The organism is Ignavibacteriota bacterium (assembly GCA_016707525.1).
GTDB lineage: Bacteria > Bacteroidota > Ignavibacteria > UBA10030 > UBA6906 > JAGDMK01.
Genome location: JADJHP010000004.1, coordinates 103,424 through 120,005, shown reverse-complemented (window position 1 = coordinate 120,005; position 16,582 = coordinate 103,424). Strand labels below are relative to the sequence as shown.

Annotated in this window: 12 protein-coding genes; 6 read left to right on the top strand and 6 right to left on the bottom strand. The window is 61.7% G+C overall.

Going from position 1 to position 16,582, the window contains the following annotated elements; all coding sequences use genetic code 11:
• The first annotated feature begins 36 nt into the window (after positions 1 to 36).
• Positions 37 to 1,215 (top strand): MFS transporter, encoded by a 1,179-nt coding sequence (locus IPI01_08470; protein MBK7257819.1) that lies wholly within the window; start codon positions 37 to 39, stop codon positions 1,213 to 1,215.
• Positions 1,216 to 1,300: 85 nt separating this feature from the next.
• Here IPI01_08470 and IPI01_08465 read toward each other — a convergent pair whose 3' ends face one another.
• Genes IPI01_08465 through IPI01_08455 form a run of 3 tightly spaced genes read right to left on the bottom strand, consistent with a single transcriptional unit; the run spans position 1,301 to position 6,833 of the window.
• On the bottom strand, positions 1,301 to 3,151 hold the full coding sequence (locus tag IPI01_08465; protein MBK7257818.1) for an iron hydrogenase small subunit: 1,851 nt from the start codon (positions 3,149 to 3,151) through the stop codon (positions 1,301 to 1,303).
• 2 nt (positions 3,152 to 3,153) lie between these two features.
• Positions 3,154 to 6,315: an FAD-dependent oxidoreductase gene (locus tag IPI01_08460; protein ID MBK7257817.1), complete on the bottom strand. Its 3,162-nt coding sequence runs from the start codon at positions 6,313 to 6,315 to the stop codon at positions 3,154 to 3,156.
• Positions 6,315 to 6,833 (bottom strand): NAD(P)H-dependent oxidoreductase subunit E, encoded by a 519-nt coding sequence (locus IPI01_08455; protein MBK7257816.1) that lies wholly within the window; start codon positions 6,831 to 6,833, stop codon positions 6,315 to 6,317. Before IPI01_08455 ends, IPI01_08460 begins: the two co-directional genes overlap by 1 nt.
• Before the next feature lie 479 nt (positions 6,834 to 7,312).
• On the opposite strand from IPI01_08455, the gene IPI01_08450 reads away from it, so the two are divergent.
• Genes IPI01_08450 through IPI01_08440 form a run of 3 tightly spaced genes read left to right on the top strand, consistent with a single transcriptional unit; the run spans position 7,313 to position 11,180 of the window.
• On the top strand, positions 7,313 to 7,972 hold the full coding sequence (locus IPI01_08450; protein ID MBK7257815.1) for a redox-sensing transcriptional repressor Rex: 660 nt from the start codon (positions 7,313 to 7,315) through the stop codon (positions 7,970 to 7,972).
• The gene (locus tag IPI01_08445; GenBank protein ID MBK7257814.1) at positions 7,969 to 10,284 is read left to right on the top strand and encodes a TonB-dependent receptor; all 2,316 of its coding nucleotides are present in this window, start codon (positions 7,969 to 7,971) and stop codon (positions 10,282 to 10,284) included. The genes IPI01_08450 and IPI01_08445 overlap by 4 nt, the downstream gene beginning before the upstream one ends.
• Before the next feature lie 14 nt (positions 10,285 to 10,298).
• The gene (locus IPI01_08440) at positions 10,299 to 11,180 is read left to right on the top strand and encodes an EamA family transporter (protein MBK7257813.1); all 882 of its coding nucleotides are present in this window, start codon (positions 10,299 to 10,301) and stop codon (positions 11,178 to 11,180) included.
• A gap of 8 nt (positions 11,181 to 11,188) precedes the next feature.
• On the opposite strand, the gene IPI01_08435 is transcribed toward IPI01_08440, so the two are convergent.
• From IPI01_08435 to IPI01_08425, 3 genes are all read right to left on the bottom strand, one after another.
• A complete protein-coding gene (locus IPI01_08435) occupies positions 11,189 to 12,058 on the bottom strand; it encodes a prolyl oligopeptidase family serine peptidase (protein MBK7257812.1) in 870 nt (289 codons plus the stop codon).
• The gene (locus tag IPI01_08430; GenBank protein MBK7257811.1) at positions 12,058 to 14,166 is read right to left on the bottom strand and encodes a S9 family peptidase; all 2,109 of its coding nucleotides are present in this window, start codon (positions 14,164 to 14,166) and stop codon (positions 12,058 to 12,060) included. Before IPI01_08430 ends, IPI01_08435 begins: the two co-directional genes overlap by 1 nt.
• Before the next feature lie 143 nt (positions 14,167 to 14,309).
• Positions 14,310 to 14,684 (bottom strand): hypothetical protein, encoded by a 375-nt coding sequence (locus tag IPI01_08425; GenBank protein ID MBK7257810.1) that lies wholly within the window; start codon positions 14,682 to 14,684, stop codon positions 14,310 to 14,312.
• 257 nt (positions 14,685 to 14,941) lie between these two features.
• Here IPI01_08425 and IPI01_08420 point away from each other — a divergent pair, with 257 nt between their 5' ends.
• On the top strand, positions 14,942 to 15,775 hold the full coding sequence (locus tag IPI01_08420; protein ID MBK7257809.1) for a phytanoyl-CoA dioxygenase family protein: 834 nt from the start codon (positions 14,942 to 14,944) through the stop codon (positions 15,773 to 15,775).
• Between the two features lie 96 nt (positions 15,776 to 15,871).
• Entirely contained in the window at positions 15,872 to 16,429 is a 558-nt protein-coding gene (locus IPI01_08415) for a hypothetical protein (GenBank protein ID MBK7257808.1), read from the top strand.
• The last annotated feature ends 153 nt before the right edge of the window (positions 16,430 to 16,582 follow it).

Here is a 16,582-nt window from a genome sequence, read left to right as displayed (position 1 = left end):
GTGAGGATGGCGAAGTGTTGACCGCTTCGAGACTCTATGCGAACGATCTTCATACTCGGCCTTACATCGTTGCTGACCGACATCTCCTCGGAGATGGTCTATCCGCTCATACCGTTCTTCCTGACCGCCACGCTCGGGGCCGGGCCCGCCGTGCTGGGATTGATCGAGGGCATCGCCGAGAGCACTGCGAGCATCTTGAAGCTCATCTCGGGGATGGCGTCTGACCGCCTCCGAAAGAAAAGGGCCTTTGCGATCATCGGCTATGGCACCTCGGCGGTCGGAAAGGGTGTCCTGTATCTGGCAGGAAGCTGGACGGTGGTCTTTGGCGGTCGCCTCCTGGACCGGATAGGGAAGGGGATCCGGACAGCCCCTCGTGACGCGCTCATCGCCGAGAGCGCAGTGAAAGGTGAGATCGGCAAAGCGTTCGGCCTCCACCGGGCCATGGACACCATCGGGGCTGCGCTCGGCGTGATCCTCGCATGGTGGTTTCTCACGATGAAGCCGGGTGACTATGCTTCGGTCATCCTCTGGTCGGTGGTTCCCGCAGTCCTCGGGGTCGTGCTGCTCTTCTTCGTTACCGAACCCCGGCAGAGCACAACCCTCCGGAAGCCGGTCACTCTCGCGTCGTGGCATACGCTTCCCCCTGCGCTCAAGCGGTTCCTCGGTGTTGCGCTACTGTTCACGTTAGGAAATTCTTCGAATACGTTCTTGCTCTTGCGGGCGGCGGACTTCGGGTATTCCCCCGCGACGATCATCCTCCTCTATCTGGTGTACAACCTCGCATACGCAGGGCTTTCCTATCCCGTGGGGCGCTGGTCCGACCGGATCGGCCGGCGGTGGGTCGTGGCCGCAGGGTATCTCCTGTACGCGGTGGTCTATGCGGGCTTTGCTTTCGCCGGCGAAACCGGAAAGGACTGGATCCCCTGGGTGTTGTTCATCGTGTATGGTCTTTACAGCGCGGCAACCGATGGTGTCGAGAAGGCGGTCATCGCGGAACTCGCCCCACCGGAGCTCCGCGCATCGGCGATCGGCCTTCACGCGATGATCGTCGGGATCGGACTCTTTCCGGCATCCCTTCTTGCCGGCATCCTGTGGAGTGCATCGGGACCGGCAGTCGCGCTTGGTCTGGGTGCTTGTACAGGAGTCCTCGCTGCTGTTCTGCTGCTTGCATGGGCACTCCGCGGGAAGCGTGGGACGGAGATATCCCCGGCGTGATCCGGGTGCACAACAAACAACGGCCACCCCGCAGTGCCAACGGGATGGCCGTCATTCCTGTCACCGATCGATGGAGCGAGACCGGCTATTTTGTGCCGTGAAGGATCTTCTCCTTCTGGCCGGGGTCGTTGCCGTGACCATTCCCGTTCCCACCATTCTTCCACACGAACACCCCGCGCTTTTCGTAGTGTGTGTGCAGGAGGTGGTGGGAAAGCTCACCCAGTGGCGCCTTGAGCACCTCTTTATACAATGCCGCCACCGCCGGGTTCTCATGCGACTTCCGGATCTGCTTGCCGAGGTCCTCTGCGTAGATCGATTCCGCCCGCTTCCGCCTCGTCTCCCACGTGGTCGGGATCGGCTGTCCGCCGCCACCCAGGCAGCCGCCCGGACAGCTCATCACCTCTATGAAGGCGTACGGCGACTCGCCGCGCTGGATCTGCTCGAGCAACTTACGGGCATTTCCCAGCGTGTGCGCAACGGCCACCTTCAGCCGCGTCCCTTTCAGATCCACTTCTGCCTCACGGATGCCCTCCATCCCACGCACCGCGGTGAAGTTCAGGTCCTTCAGGGCATCCCCGGTCACCACCTCATACGCCGTGCGCAAGGCCGCTTCCATCACCCCGCCGGTCGCGCCGAAGATCACCGCAGCGCCCGTGGACTCTCCGAGCGGATGGTCGAACTCTTCCGAAGGCAATGTTGCGAACTGGACACCGGACTCCTGGAACATCCGGGCGAGTTCTCGCGTGGTCAGCACATAGTCGACGTCGTAGAATGCGTCGGCCCCTGACCACGCGCGCTTGTCCTTCCAATGCTCGAATGCGCTCATCATCTCGGGACGCCGCGCCTCATACTTTTTTGCCGTGCACGGCATGACCGAGACGACGACCATCTTCCGTGGATCGATCCCCATCTTGTTCGCATAGTACGTCTTGGCAATGGCGCCGAACATCTGCTGCGGCGACTTGCAGGTGGAGAGATGGGGGAGCGCCTCCGGGAAGAAATGCTCGGCGAACTTGGTCCACCCCGGCGAACAGGAGGTCACCATGGGCAACGGGCCTTTCGTCGTGATGCGGTGCAGCAGTTCATGCGCCTCTTCCATGATCGTCAGGTCCGCGGTGAACTGGGTGTCGAACACCTTGGCGAATCCCAGCCGCCGCAATCCCGCGACCATCTGTCCCGTCACCAGCGCTCCGGCACCCATGCCCATGGCTTCGCCGATGCCGACGCGGATCGCAGGTGCGGTCTGCACCACCACGATCTTCTCGGGGTCCATCAATTCTTCGAAGACCGCATCGGTATCGTCCCGCTCCACGATCGCGGCCGTGGGACAGACCAGCGCACACTGCCCGCAGTTGGTGCAGGCAACATTGCCCAGTCCCTTCTCCATATAGGTGGACACCCGCGTCCGGATCCCGCGCTGGGAGAGCCCGATGGCATGCACGGTCTGCACGGTGCTGCAGACCGCGATGCACCGCCCGCACAGGATGCACTTGTTCGGATCACGCACCAGCGACGGTGAACTGACATCCTGCGGCATCTGCTTGCGGGTCTGCACGAACCTACTGTGCACCACACCGAGTTCCGCCGAGATCCTCTGCAACTCACAGTTCTGGTTGCGGATACACGACAGGCAGTCCTTGGGATGGTTCGCCAGCAACAGCTCCACGTTGGTCTTGCGGGCATCGCGGATCCGGGCGGAGTTGGTGATGATCTCGATGCCGTCGAACACGCATGCCGTACAGGCCCGGACAAGCGATCGGGCCCCCTTCACTTCCACCAGGCACACGCCGCATGAGGCATTCTTCGCGACATCGGCCATGAAGCAGAGGGTGGGAACCCGGAACCCCGCCACCTTGCAGGCGTCGAGGATGGTCATCCCTTGAGGAACCCGGCATTCGGTGCCGTTGATACGGGCGTTGATCATTGTCGTTTCCATGGTCATTCTTCCTCCACTTCCTGGCATTTCACATCACACCGCAGGCAGCGTACCGCTTCCTGCATGGCCTGTTCGCCCGAATAGCCGGCCAGCACTTCCTGGAAGCTGGCGATGCGCTCCTTCACGGCGAGCTTCTTGGGCGCCACCTTCTTCGCAATATCCGGTTCAGTGATGATCTCGTCCCTGTATTTGAAGTCGCGGAACAACCGGTGGAATCTCCGCTCCTTCATCAGTTGGAAGTCGATCGCTTCGGCGGCACTGCGGGCGATACCCATCGCCTCGGAAACGGTGGCGGGGCCCGTCACCGCATCGCCGCCGGCATAGACCTTTGCGACGTTGGTCTGGTACGCCGGTTGATGGGCTCGGATGGTGCCGTTCTTCCGGAGTTCGAGCGCGATCTCCTTGCCCGCCTCGAATTCCACCTTCTCGCCGATCGCAAGAATGACGGTGGAGCACTCCACGATCGTGGTCTCGCCCGTTTCCACGGGACGCTTCCGGCCGGTGGCGTCAAGCCCATCGAACTTCATCTTCCGCACTTCCAGTCCTGTGACGCGGCCCTTCACATCGCCGATGATCCGGTGGGGGGCCGACATGAACAGGAACCTGATGTTCTCATCCATCGCGTCCTTGATCTCGTGCTCGTTCGCGGGCATCTCATCCCTGTCGCGGCGGTACACCACCGTGACGTCGGCGCCGAGGCGCAGGCACGACCGTGCCGCATCGATGGCGACGTTGCCGGCGCCGACGACCACGACGCGCTTGCCGATCGGGAGTTTCTTGCCGAGGGCGAACTCCTCGAGGAATTCGTACCCCTGCATGACCCCCTTCAGGGTCCTGCCCGGGATTTCCAGTTCCACGTCCTTCTGCGCACCGACCGCGATGAAGATGATGTCGTTCGCCTTCTGGAGCGATTTCATCGAGATATCCGTCCCGATACGGGTGTTGAACACGAACTTCACGCCGAGTTTCTTGAACAGCTCGAGTTCCTTGTTCAAGCCGTCCTTGGGGAGCCGGTAGGCCGGGATGCCGTACTGCAGGATGCCGCCCGCTTTCGGGTGGCTGTCGTACACCGAGACCTCGTGCCCGAGCCGGACGAGGAAATACGCCGCGGTGAGTCCGGCCGGGCCGGCACCGATGATGGCGATCTTCTTGCCGGTGGGGGAGAGTTTCTCGCGGATCAGCCGCTGGTAGATCTCTTTCTCCTTGCCCATCTTGTACATCGTATCCGCCAGATAGCGGTGGATCTCGCCTTGCGACACAGGCTCATCCAGCATGTCCCTGCGGCAGCGCATCATACAATGGAAGTAACAGATGCGGCCGACAGTGCCCGGCAGCGGATTGTCGCGCAGGGTCAACTCGAACGCCTCCTCGATGCGTTCCTCTTTCAGGAGTTGCAGATAGCCGGGGATGTTCATGTGCAGCGGACAGCTGTTCTCGCAGAGCGCCATGAACAGGTTTTCGCACACGCCGGCCTTGCACCGCTTCTGAATGATGTGCTTCTCGTACTCATCACGGAAGTACCGGAGTGTGCTCAGGACAGGGTTCGAACTCGTCTGTCCGAGTCCGCAGAGGGATGCATCGCGGATGACGTACGCAAGCCGCTCGAGCGTGTCCAGGTCGTCCATGGTGGCTTCACCGCGGGTGATCTTGTTCAGGATCGCAAGCGCCTGGGCAAGCCCCTCACGACAGGGGGTACATTTGCCACAGGATTCCGAGTACGTGACCTCCACAAAGTATCTCGCGACATCCACCATGCAGTTGTCCTGGTCCATCACCACCATGCCGCCCGATCCCATGATCGTGCCGAGCTTGTTCAGCGATTCGTAGTCGACCGGGGTGTTGAAGTGCTCCACCGGCACGCAGCCGCCGGAGGGCCCGCCGGTCTGCACCGCGCGCACCTTCTTCTTGTTGCCCGTGCCTTCGCCCATCTGGTAGATGATCGTGGCGAGGGGCGTGCCGAGCGGAAGTTCCACGAGTCCCGTGTTCTTCACCTTGCCGACAAGCGAGAAGACCTTCGTCCCCGTGCTCGTCGGCGTGCCGAATTTGGCGAATTCGTCGCCGCCGATGGTGATGATCACCGGGACGTTGATCCAGGTCTCGACGTTGTTGATGTTCGTCGGCTTACCCCAGAGCCCTTTCTGGGCCGGATACGGCGGGCGGGGGATGGGACGGCCCGCACGCCCTTCGATGGAGGCGATGAGGGCGGTCTCTTCACCACACACGAACGCGCCGGCACCTTCCACGTACGAAAGATCGAAACTGAATGTCGAGCCGAAGATGTTCTTGCCGAGCAATCCGCGCTCGCGTGCATCTGCAACGGCCTTCTTGAAGCGCTGGACGGCGAGAGGGTACTCCGCGCGGACGTACATGATGCCCTCGGATGCCCCCATCACATACGCGCCGAGCGCCATGCCTTCGATCAATGCATGCGGATCGCTCTCGATCTCGTTCCGGTTCATGTACGCGCCCGGATCGCCCTCATCCGCATTGCAGATGATGTACTTCTTGTCCGTACTGACCTTCTTCATCATCTCCCACTTCACGGCGGTGGGGAACCCTGCACCACCGCGCCCGCGGAGTTTCGACTTCTGCACCTCCTCGAGCACGGTGTCGGGAGTCATGTGCGTGAGCGCCTTGTGCAATGCGCTGTACCCTCCGACGCCGATGTATTCCTCGATGTCCTCGGGGTCGATGAGCCCGGCCTCGCGGAGGACGATCTTCTTCTGCCCTTTGAAGAACGGAACCTCGTTCCAGGCTGGCACGCTGCCGAGCCCTGTGCCGAACGCGACCTGGGTCGTGAAGAAATCCCAGTTCTCGATCTTGCAGAGTGCTTTCTTCAGCGGCGTCATCCCGCGCATGATCCCTTCCACGATGCCTTCGGCGTCCTTCGGGGTGACGCGGTGGAGGACGACCAGGGGCTGGCCCGGGATGTAGCAATTCACGAGCACTTCCTCGGCACAGAAGCCGAAGCAGCCCACCTTGTTCACCTCGATCTTCACCCGGTGTGCCTTCACGGCGTGCACCAGGGCCTCGTAGACATCATGTGCGCCCATGCCGATACCGCAGGTGCCGGCGCCGACGGAGATCTTCGGTACGTCCGGCAGGACCTTTGCCCGGCCGATCCGGGCGACGCGTTCGAGTGCTGCACCATCACGGATCTTCATTACTTTGCCCTCCGCTTGGTGATCTTGCTGACAAGTTTCTGGAGGGTGGCTGCCGTGACGTTGCTGTGGATCACGCCGTCAATGGCGACGACGGGTGCCATCGCGCATTGGCCGAAACACGCGACGGTGGAGATCGTGAACTGCCCGTCAGGCGTGGTATAGTCCGCTTCGGCGTCCTCCATGCCCCTGGTGCAGTTGAGGATCAGGCCGATGTCGCTCAACAATGCCTTCGACCCTTTGGTGTGGCATGCGGTCCCACGGCACACGGTGATCTTGTGCTTCCCCTGCGGGTGCAGGTTGAAGAACGAGTAGAACGTGACGACGTTATAGATACGGGAAAGGGGGACACCGGTGCGCATGGCGATGTGATTCAGGACCTCCTCGGAAAGATACTGGCGCTCGTTCAGGACCTGCGATTCTTCGAGGATGCTCAGTAGTTCTCCGTGACGGCCCCGGTTCTTCGTGATGACCGCATCGATCTCCTGCAGTTCCCGGGATACTGTTTCTGGTGCGTCCATGATGATGGCTCCTGTTTGACATGTGCAGCGTGTTCGCGGACAACGAATGCGTGTGACATCACGGGAAACACGACTCCCATGATGGAAACGAACGTGGAGCTGCCTGGGACTCACCTCTGGAGGGGGAGCGGGATGGAGCGCGCCGCCCGCGGAGCATACCGCGGGGACGCTACAGGGGAATGCTGTGCTGCTCGATCAGCTGCTGATCGCCGTACTTCAACCACGAATGAAGATCGTCCATCTGGCACGGAAACACCGCCGGTGTGCTGTGCTCCTCAGTCTTTCATATACTACAGGTATATCCAGAGTAGAGACGCTGTGTGGCGCCAGGGCAAAGAACGGGTAAAAGATCGGATCGGATATTTTGCGGGGGAAGTGGTTGACCTCATGCCCCCACAATTCGTATATTGGAGCGATTCGGTAAAACACTATCGATACAATTATACCGATATTAAATTATCAATACAACTGTGGACCCCATGAAAAATGGAAAGAAGAAGGCCCCGGCCCCGGTAATCCGCAGATTGTCCACGTACCATCATATCCTTCTGGGGCTGAAACACCGCGAAATTCACAGAATTTCCAGTAATCTGTTAGCCGAACTCCTGGAGTTCAAGCCCATTCAGGTCCGCAAAGACCTCCAGCTTGCCGGACTCGTCGGACGCCCCAGAACCGGGTTCGAAGTCGATGAGATGGAACGGGCGATCAGAGAGTTCCTCGGCTGGTCGCTCGAAAGCAAGGCCGTCCTCTTCGGCATGGGCAACCTCGGGAGCGCCCTCCTCAATTATCCATGGCGCGAGGATCACGGCCTGCGCTTCATTGGCGCATTCGAGACACAGCCCGACCGTTCGAACATCCTCGTCAACAACGTCCCGATCTTCCATCTCTCCTATTTCCCCGAGTTCGCGCGCGAGCACAAGATCGATATCGGTGTGATCGCTGTTCCGGCGGATGACGCACAGGACGTTGCCGATATGATCGCCGCGGCGGGCGTGATGGGGATCTGGAATTTCTCTCACACACATCTGAGAACACGGCAGGGCATGAGCGTCGAGAACGCGCTCTTCACGCAAAGCCTCGCCATCCTGACACGCCGGCTCGTTGAATCGCGCGTCGCAGACGGGGCCGCGGAAGAGTGAAACGGATCCACAGCATAGCGCTCTGTGCATTCCTCCTCGTTGCCGTACGTGGCATCGTGCGATCTGCAGATGCGGAAGCACTCGTGCTCTCCGGCCGCCTCACCGATGGCGAGACGGGACTCCCCGTGGCGGGTGCGCACCTCGTCGTCCGGGAGACCGGCCGCATGACCGCATCGGATAGTACGGGCAGCTTTGTGATACCGTTGCCACGCGCCGGACGCTATACACTCACGGTGCGCCACGTCGCGTACGTGATGGTGGAGCGGAGCATTCTCGTGCCGCGTGATGCGCCCATGCCGGTCCATATCTCGCTTACCCGCGGTACGGTCCAGGCGGAAGAGGTCGTGGTCCGATCAACCCGTGTGTCCGGGTCGCAGGCCTCCACACCGTTCCCCGTTGCCGTGCCCGGTGCCGCGGAAATGTCCAGGCCGGCAATGCCAACCGTCCCCGATGCGCTCGCCATGGTCCCGGGCATCGCGCTCGCGCGCGATGGGTCGTGGGAGACATCATTGAGTGTCCGTGGCATGGGGCGCACGGGCGTCGTGACGATGGTCGATGACGCACGTATCGAAACGTCCACCGATCTTGCCGGCCCGCTGTCCCTGATCGCTTTGCATGACCTCGAACGTGTTGAGGTCGTCAAAGGCCCGGCATCGAGCCTCGATGGTACGGGCGCTCTTGGTGGCAGCGTACACTTCATCTCGAAACGGCCGGCGTTCACGGACCACCCGCAGCTCGGTGGCCAGTACATCGCCGATGTCGCTTCGGTGAATGGTGCTGCCGGACAGTACCTTGCGCTCGAAGGAGGAGCCGGACCCGTCGCCGCCCGCCTCAGCGGCGGCCGCCGCATCGCACGCAATACCCGTACACCCGGCGGACCGCTGGAGAATTCGGGGTATACGGATTTCAGCCTCAGCGGTGCCCTCGGTGTCGAACTCTTCGCGGGCCATGCGCTCTTCGTGAACTATCAGCGTGTGCAGGGTGAGGATGCAGGCATCCCGGGGGGAGCTGCCATCGCCGCGCCAGCGCGTGCGACCTATACGCTCGCGCGACGAGAACTCCTGGCCGTGGAGTACCGCGCAGCGAACGTCTCGTCTTTTCTTCCGCTCCTTACCTTCCGCGCTGCACATCAGCAGATCGCACGGAACGTCGAGATCATCCAGTCGCCGGCGCTCACCCTGACACCGCATGCCGTTCATACCACGAAAAGTGCGCAGACCGAAGTCCGGCTGCTTCCCGCAGCGCACCTCCTCGTGACCGCGGGAGCAGAGGTCTGGCAACGTGCGCTCGAGAGCTGGCGGGAACGGAGGCAAGTACTTGCCGGCGTCATCACCGGTGAACGCCCCTTGCCGATGTCGCGATTCCTGAGTGCAGGAGTGTTCGCCCAGGGGGAATGGGAGATCGATCCGGACCATGTGACCGCAACATTCGGTGCCCGGCACGACTGGATCCGTGTGCAGAACGATGAGGTCTGGTCGCCGGAATACGTCATCAGCGCCGGTGTGAAGCAAGACCCTGCGCCGGGAAGCCGGATGCTGTGGGGCGCGCGCTCCGCCCGTGATGCCTCATGGAGTGCGAATGCAGGAGTCGTCTATAGCCCCTTCGCGGGGGTGGATGTGACAGCGTTGTGTGCCACGGCGTTCCGTTCACCATCGCTTGAGGAGCGCTATGACTTCATCGACCTCGGGACGTACGTCCGGCTCGGAAACCCCGACCTTCACGCAGAACAGAGCGTCAGCGTGAATACCGGGGTCCGCTTCACCGGAGCCGGGTTGCGTGCACAGGCGGATTGTTTCCTGAACGGCCTCACGGACATGGTCGCGGAACTTCCCGGGACGTTCGAAGGACGGCGCGCGTACATCCGGGCGAACATCGGCAGGGCGCGCCTCTATGGCTATGAAGTGAGTCTTGAGCAGAGGCCCGTGCGTTGGGGGACGGTGGCGGTAACGCTCGCCTCCGTGCGGGGAGAGGACCTCGTGCATCATACGGCGCTGCCGCAGATACCGCCGTGGAGCGGAACGGTGATGCTCGGTGGGACTCTGCCGGGTGCAGGCAGCATCACGCTGACCGCTGCCTGGGCGGCGCGGCAGGGGACGCCCGGGGGCGATGAGACCGCCACGCCCGGCTATGTGGTCCTCGATGCCGATCTTGCGGCCGCTCCGTTGGAGATCGCAGGTACCTCGTTCGCCCTGCGGGCCGGAGTGCGGAACATCTTCGACCGCGACTATCGCCTCCACCTGTCGACGCTCCGCGGGGTGGTCCGCTCTGAGCCGGGCAGGAACCTGGTCATCGCAGCATCCGTCACCTTCTGAGGACCATTCCCGCAATGCCCTGGTTCCTGCTTGCTACGATCTCCGCGTTGCTCTCTGCCGGCGCAGCCGTGCTGCAGAAGAAGAGCCTCCTGCAGACCCGGGCCCTGCCGTTCGCTTTCGTCCTGTCATTCTTCATCATGGTCTTCTCCGCCGTGTTCCTCACCGGCGTGGACGTGCTTGCCGTGCCCCCCGGCGTGCTCGCGCTCCTGGTGGGCAAAAGCCTTATCGGCGGCACTGCATTTCTCTGCGTGATGATGTCGCTGGAAAGGGGACAGATCAGCACGGTCCTGCCGCTCATGGGACTGACACCGGCCGTCACGGCGGTCCTGTCGTTCCTCCTGATCGGGGAGACGATGGCGATCACCGAGTGGTTGGGGCTTGGCATGATGATGACGGGTCTCTATCTTCTGGAGTGGACGCCGGACCGGAGGGGGTCGTGGGTGGAGCGGGTGCGGACGATCCTGACCGAGCGCCGGCTGATCATTCTGGCGTTGGTGCTCTTTGCCGTGTCGTCTGTCGCCGACAAGATGCTCGTGAGTACGCACAGGACCGACCCGCGCCTCGTGCTTGTCTACCAGCACGTGGTCTTCTGTGTGTTGTTCGGAGGTATGCTGGTGATACGGAACGTCCCTGCGGGAGAGGTCGTCCGCCAGACGAAGCAACAGCTTCCGCTGTTCCTCGTCATCGCCGTGATAACGATCGCCTATCGATACGCACAACTTGAGGCCACGCGGCTTGCGCCGGTAGCGCTGGTGCTTGCGGTGAAGCGGACGTCGATACTGTATGCGTCGCTCCTCGGGGGGAAGATCTTTGCCGATGACCGTCTGCGCGTCCGGCTTCTCGGTGCCGGCCTCATCGTTGCAGCAGGATTCGTCATCCTCCGGAACGTCGGCTGATCGCTGTCTCAGTGCCTCTCTGCTGTTGCCTTCAGGATGAACCCGACGATCGGGGCGGGGTCGATCAGGCTGTGCGGATGATGCCCGACGCCGGGCTTGCGGATCACCGTGATGCGTCCGCCGGCCGCGAGGATCTTCATCTCGAAGGGATCGGTGTTCTCGCTGATGGGCACCGTCATATCGGCATCGCCGCAGATGTGGAGCATCGGATAGCCGGCCGCGGCGATCTCCGCCGCGCGGTCGAGTGGGTTGCCCCTCCAGGCGATCGCTTCCTCATCCGTACGCAGCCCGAATTCCTGCTTGAACAACTCCCACAACGGATGTTTTCCTTTCCCCGCATCCTTGTATCCGGGCCAGCTTTTGAAGTCCAGTGATGGTGCATCGGCATAGACGCAGCTGACGCGGTCGGGGAAGGCGAGCGCATAGAGATACACGTACAGCCCTCCCCGGCTGAACCCCATGAGCGCTGCGCGTCGCGAAAGTCCCGCCGCTATGAGCTTTGCAGAGAACCTGTCCCAGATCCCGATGGCCTCTGCGTTGCCGAATAGTTCCGAGACGTCGCAGTACACCAGATGAAATCCCTTCTCCAGCAACACAAGCTCTGCCTGCGGTTCATGTCCCCAGAACCTTGCGCGCCAGAGCCACGGGTGCCCGGGGGCCGCGCGTTTCGGCACAACGATCTTCGCCTCGCGCCCTTCAAAGGTGAAGTTGCAGCAGTCGTAGCCATGATAGTCCGTGTGCGTGCCGGTGATCCCGGCGCGTTGGAGGACATGGAAGGCGGTGGTGTCCGGTGCCGCAGACGCTGCCGCACGTGCGCAGAGGAACACCAGCAGGAGCGCGACCGCACGGGCAGGCAGGGAAGATATCCTGCCGGCCATCACTCGTTCACGCCCAGCAGGTGCAGCATGAATGCATACTTGAGCGCCGTGAGCTTCTGGCGTTCGAACCGGCCGGATTCGCCCGAGTGGCCTGCACCCATGTTCACTTTGAAGAGGATCGGGTTGTCGCCCGTGTTGTGCTCCCGCACCCTGGCCACCCATTTGGCGGGCGAAAAGACCGGGACCTGCGTGTCGTTCAATCCGCCCGTGGCAAGGATGGCCGGATATCGCGCCGTCTTCACATTGTCATAGGGCGACCATGTCCGCAGGTACTCATACTGCTCGCGGTTGGCAGGATCTCCCCATTCATCGTACTCGAGGGTCGTGAGGGGCAGGGCAGGGTTCTCCATGTCGGTGATGACATCCATCCATGGAACATCCGCGATGACTCCCCGGAAGAGGTCCGGACGCATGTTGATCACCGCACCCATCAACATCCCGCCCGCGCTTCCACCATTGGCGAACAGGCGGTCGACCGACGTGTAGCGTTCATTCACCAGGTACTGTGCGCAGGCGACGAAATCTTCGAACGTATGTTTCTTGGTGAGCACTTTCCCGTCGTCATACCAATGCCGGCCCATCTCCTGTCCGCCACGGATGTGCGCGATCCCGAACACGAACCCGCGATCCAGCAGGCTGACCACCGATGACGTGAAGTACGGGTCCGAATTCGCTCCATAGGATCCGTAGGCGTACAACAGGAGCGGGTTGCTCCCGTCATGCTTGAAGCGGTCGGCACGGAACACGATGCTCACGGGAACGCGGACGCCATTTCCTCCATCGACCCAGAGGCGCTGGGTGGTGTACAATGATGGCTCGAACCCCGGCACGCGGTCGCGTTTCAGCAACGTGGCAGTTCTCGTGGAGATGTCATAGCGGTACTCGGACCCCGGTGTGGTGAGCGACGTGTAGGTGTAGCGGATGCTGTCCTGATCGTACAGGTCGGTCGCCAGATACATGCCGGCAACATACGCCGGCTCGGAGAACTGGACGTTTTCATCCGTCCCCGACTTCCGGTCGCGGATGACGATCGTGGTGAGTCCGTTGACGCGGTACTGGGAGACGATGGAGCGCGCCAGGATCTCGGTGTTCTCCAGCAACGCCTCCGGGCGATGGGGAAGGACATCCTTCCATGTGGCCATGCCCGGGGACATCACCGGGGCATTCACCAATTTGAAATTCTTCGCATCCCGGTTGGTCAGAATGAAGAGCAGTCCTTCCGCATGCTCGACAACGGAGTACAGCATGTCGGGCTGGCGCTTCTGGATCAGGACCGGGGGTGCGTCGGGCCGGTCCGCCGCGATCACACGCCATTCACTGGAGAGCGTGTTCATGGATGCGATGAAGATGAAGGTGTGGTCCCGCGATGCCCCGAGCCTGACGCTGAAGGTGCTATCCGCTTCGGTGTAGATCTCCTTGTCGGCAGAAGGATCTGTTCCCATGGTGTGGCGCATCACCCTGTAGGCGCGCACCGTCGGGTCGTTCAACACATAATAGAGTGAACGACTGTCATTGGACCATTCAAAATTGCCGCTGGTGTTGACGATCACGTCCGGAAGGACCGTGTCCGTGGCGAGATCGCGGACGGTCAGGACACATCGCCTGTCGCCCGTGGTGTCCGTGCCGTAGGCGACGAGCGCGTTCGCCGGATCGACACTGTATCCGCGCACCATGAAGATCTGATGGCCGGACGCGAGTGCCGGCACATCCAGGAACACCTCTTCGGACGCGTCCGGGGCTCCCTTCTTCCTGCAATAGAAGGGGTACTGTTGTCCCTTCTCATAGCGCGTGTAGTACCAGTAGCCGTTGCGCATCACCGGGTACGATGACTGATCGGGGTCGATGCGCCCCACCAGCTCGTCATAGATCTTCTTCTGCAGGGATTCTGTTGGCTTCAGCATCGCCGCCGTATACGCATTTTCCTTTGTCAGGTGCTCGACGAGGGCCGGATCGGATGCATCATTCATCCAGGAATAATCGTCGACGCGCGTTTGGCCGAACTCGGTGTAGGTCTTCGGAGCTTTGCGCGCTTCGGGTGGAACCGGCTTGCCACAGGACATGAGCAGGAGAGCGAGGAACGAAGCGACAACGACCAGCGTGCGGTTCATGGGTTTGCCTTTCATGGGGTAGGATGAACGTACGAACCCCGGGGATAAGATGAAAGCGGGATGCGGCAGGCCGCGGGCATGGCGGGGAAGAAGCCCCCCGGCCCGTGGCGCCTTGACCGCCACGTCACGGGTCAGGGACCGGGTCAGTTATTCAGGGCTCCCTGCGCGATCCACTCGGCGATCAGGGTGACCTCGTCTTTGGGGATGAGCCCCTGATGTGAGGAATCGGGTGGCATCCGGTAGTGCGCCTGGTTGGTCGAGCTCAGTATGTACAACCAGCTCTTCATATAGTCCCCCGGTATCACGAGGGGCTTCTTCCCGGGGGAGATGCGAGATGCCATCATGGCATCGTAGGATGTCAGGAGGATCTTCCCTTCTGCCCGGTCGGCTCCATGGCATGACACGCAGCGTTGAGTCAGGATCGGCTGGATCTTTGCGGAATAACTCACCGGTTCCGCCTTCTTTCCGCCGCACCCGATGAGCGCGGCAGCGATGACAACGGCAAAGAGGGATCTCATAGGTGCCTCCCGGTCGGTTGGGCCAACAGCGATGGGGACGGACACTTCCGGAGGGGGCGGGAACTGAAGGCCGCGCAGGGCCGTTCTACAAGGGCGACTCTGATGAGCGTGGCAACCGCCTCTCCGGATCCATCCGTGGGTGGTGCAGAGGGTTGCGATGGCAAATCCCGTTCTTCACCGCAGACCTCTGCGGGAAAAGATACGCCGTCACACCGCCAAAGTCAATACGAACCAGACACACCCCGAAGGCGCGAACCATGGAACACCTGGCATTCCTCTCCGATGATCAGATCGTGTTCTTTCACCGGGAAGGATATTTGTCGCTCCCCCGGTTGACGACCGACACCGATGTGGCCTTTCTCCGGCGGTCGTATGACCGGATCTTCGCCGGTCAGGCAGGGCGTGATGTTGGCGACCAATTCGATCTCGCGGGAACGGACGAGGAGGGGAAAGCTGCGGCTCTTCCCCAGATCCTCCATCCGGCGAAGTATGCACCGGAGATGAATACGTCGATCCTTCTGAAGAATTGCACCATGCTGGCCCGGCAACTGCTCGGACCCGAGGCGGTGTGCGAGATCGCCCACGCGATCAACAAGCCCCCCGACGGCGGCGCGGAGACCCCCTGGCATCAGGATGCCGCTTACTGGAACCCGGAACTCCGGTATACGGCGATCAGCATCTGGGTGCCGCTGCAGGAAGCGACGGAAGAGAATGGCTGCATGGAATTCGTGCCGGGGAGCCAGACGTTGGATATCCTCCGCCACCGTAGCATCAATGATGATCCGCGCATTCACGGGCTGGAACTGCACCCGGATGAAATGGGGCAGACGCGCCGGGCTGTCACCTGCCCGCTCCCGGCAGGAGGGGCGACCTTTCACGGGCCGTACATGCTGCATCATACCGGGCCGAACAGGTCGTCGGGGCCCCGCCGGGCACTGATCCTGAATGCCGGGATCCCGCCGGTCCAACGCGAAACCCCGCTCAGGTTCCCGTGGATGGAGCAGAAGGTGACGGCGCGCGAGGAGCGCATCCGGAGCGCACGGTCGAAAGGGCTCGACCCCGGAGGTACTCCGACCGGCGAAGTGCGCTGATCTGTCGCACGATGCGCACATTGACAATCCAGAGGAGCGGGGGTATATTCGATGTGCCGGATGGCATATGCGGCACCCACGTTTCTGGAGAGCTGTATGGAACTCAAAGGCGCCCTTTCGCGCACGGCTTTCGAAGCGGCACTGACACCCGCACAGGTCATGACCTCGCAAATGATCCAGGGGGCCTTGATGATGAGCGTCGTGATCTTCACCATGGTCGTGGCATTCATGTATTCGCAGGCCCCGATCGTGGCGCCGGGTGAAGCGGAGCTCGATCTGATCCGTCTCATGACCTTTGTCCATCTCGGGCTGCTTGCCGTGAATGTCGGTGTGAGCTTTTTCCTCGCCCAGCGGGTGTTCTCGCCCGAGGCGGTGGGGGAAGCCGTGGGGAGTGGCGATGCACGCGCCCTTATCGAAAAGGCCGTGCAACAACAGCGGGCAGCGATGATCGTCCGGATGGCGCTCCTCGAAGGATCAGCATTCTTCGGTCTGGTCATATGCTTGCTGGCGACAACGAATGGCGTTTTGCATGCTTCCCCCGCGTACTGGATCAACCTCCTCTCACCATGCCTCGTCATAGGCTTCGGAGTTGCCACATTTCCCTCGAAAGAACGGCTTGTTTCGTGGTTCGAGGAGCGATTCCTTGCCTCGTGATGTTGAGTTTTTCCACAACAACCCTTGATTGCCAACGAATCGAGCAGTATATTTCCGTGTCACCCGGTGCCCACCGGGTGCGGTCAGATCAGATCCAACCTTTCCTTCAGGGCCACAGCGGTATTACTCCGCAGCACAAGATGTCTCGCAGGG

Coding starts and splice junctions, on each gene's coding strand:
- IPI01_08425 (MBK7257810.1), bottom strand. CDS start 14,684: ATGAGATCCCTCTTTGCCGTTGTCATCGCTGCCGCGCTCATCGGGTGC.
- IPI01_08435 (MBK7257812.1), bottom strand. CDS start 12,058: ATGGCCGGCAGGATATCTTCCCTGCCTGCCCGTGCGGTCGCGCTCCTG.
- IPI01_08430 (MBK7257811.1), bottom strand. CDS start 14,166: ATGAACCGCACGCTGGTCGTTGTCGCTTCGTTCCTCGCTCTCCTGCTC.
- IPI01_08420 (MBK7257809.1), top strand. CDS start 14,942: ATGGAACACCTGGCATTCCTCTCCGATGATCAGATCGTGTTCTTTCAC.
- IPI01_08415 (MBK7257808.1), top strand. CDS start 15,872: ATGGAACTCAAAGGCGCCCTTTCGCGCACGGCTTTCGAAGCGGCACTG.
- IPI01_08440 (MBK7257813.1), top strand. CDS start 10,299: ATGCCCTGGTTCCTGCTTGCTACGATCTCCGCGTTGCTCTCTGCCGGC.
- IPI01_08450 (MBK7257815.1), top strand. CDS start 7,313: ATGAAAAATGGAAAGAAGAAGGCCCCGGCCCCGGTAATCCGCAGATTG.
- IPI01_08470 (MBK7257819.1), top strand. CDS start 37: ATGCGAACGATCTTCATACTCGGCCTTACATCGTTGCTGACCGACATC.
- IPI01_08460 (MBK7257817.1), bottom strand. CDS start 6,315: ATGAAGATCCGTGATGGTGCAGCACTCGAACGCGTCGCCCGGATCGGC.
- IPI01_08465 (MBK7257818.1), bottom strand. CDS start 3,151: ATGGAAACGACAATGATCAACGCCCGTATCAACGGCACCGAATGCCGG.
- IPI01_08455 (MBK7257816.1), bottom strand. CDS start 6,833: ATGGACGCACCAGAAACAGTATCCCGGGAACTGCAGGAGATCGATGCG.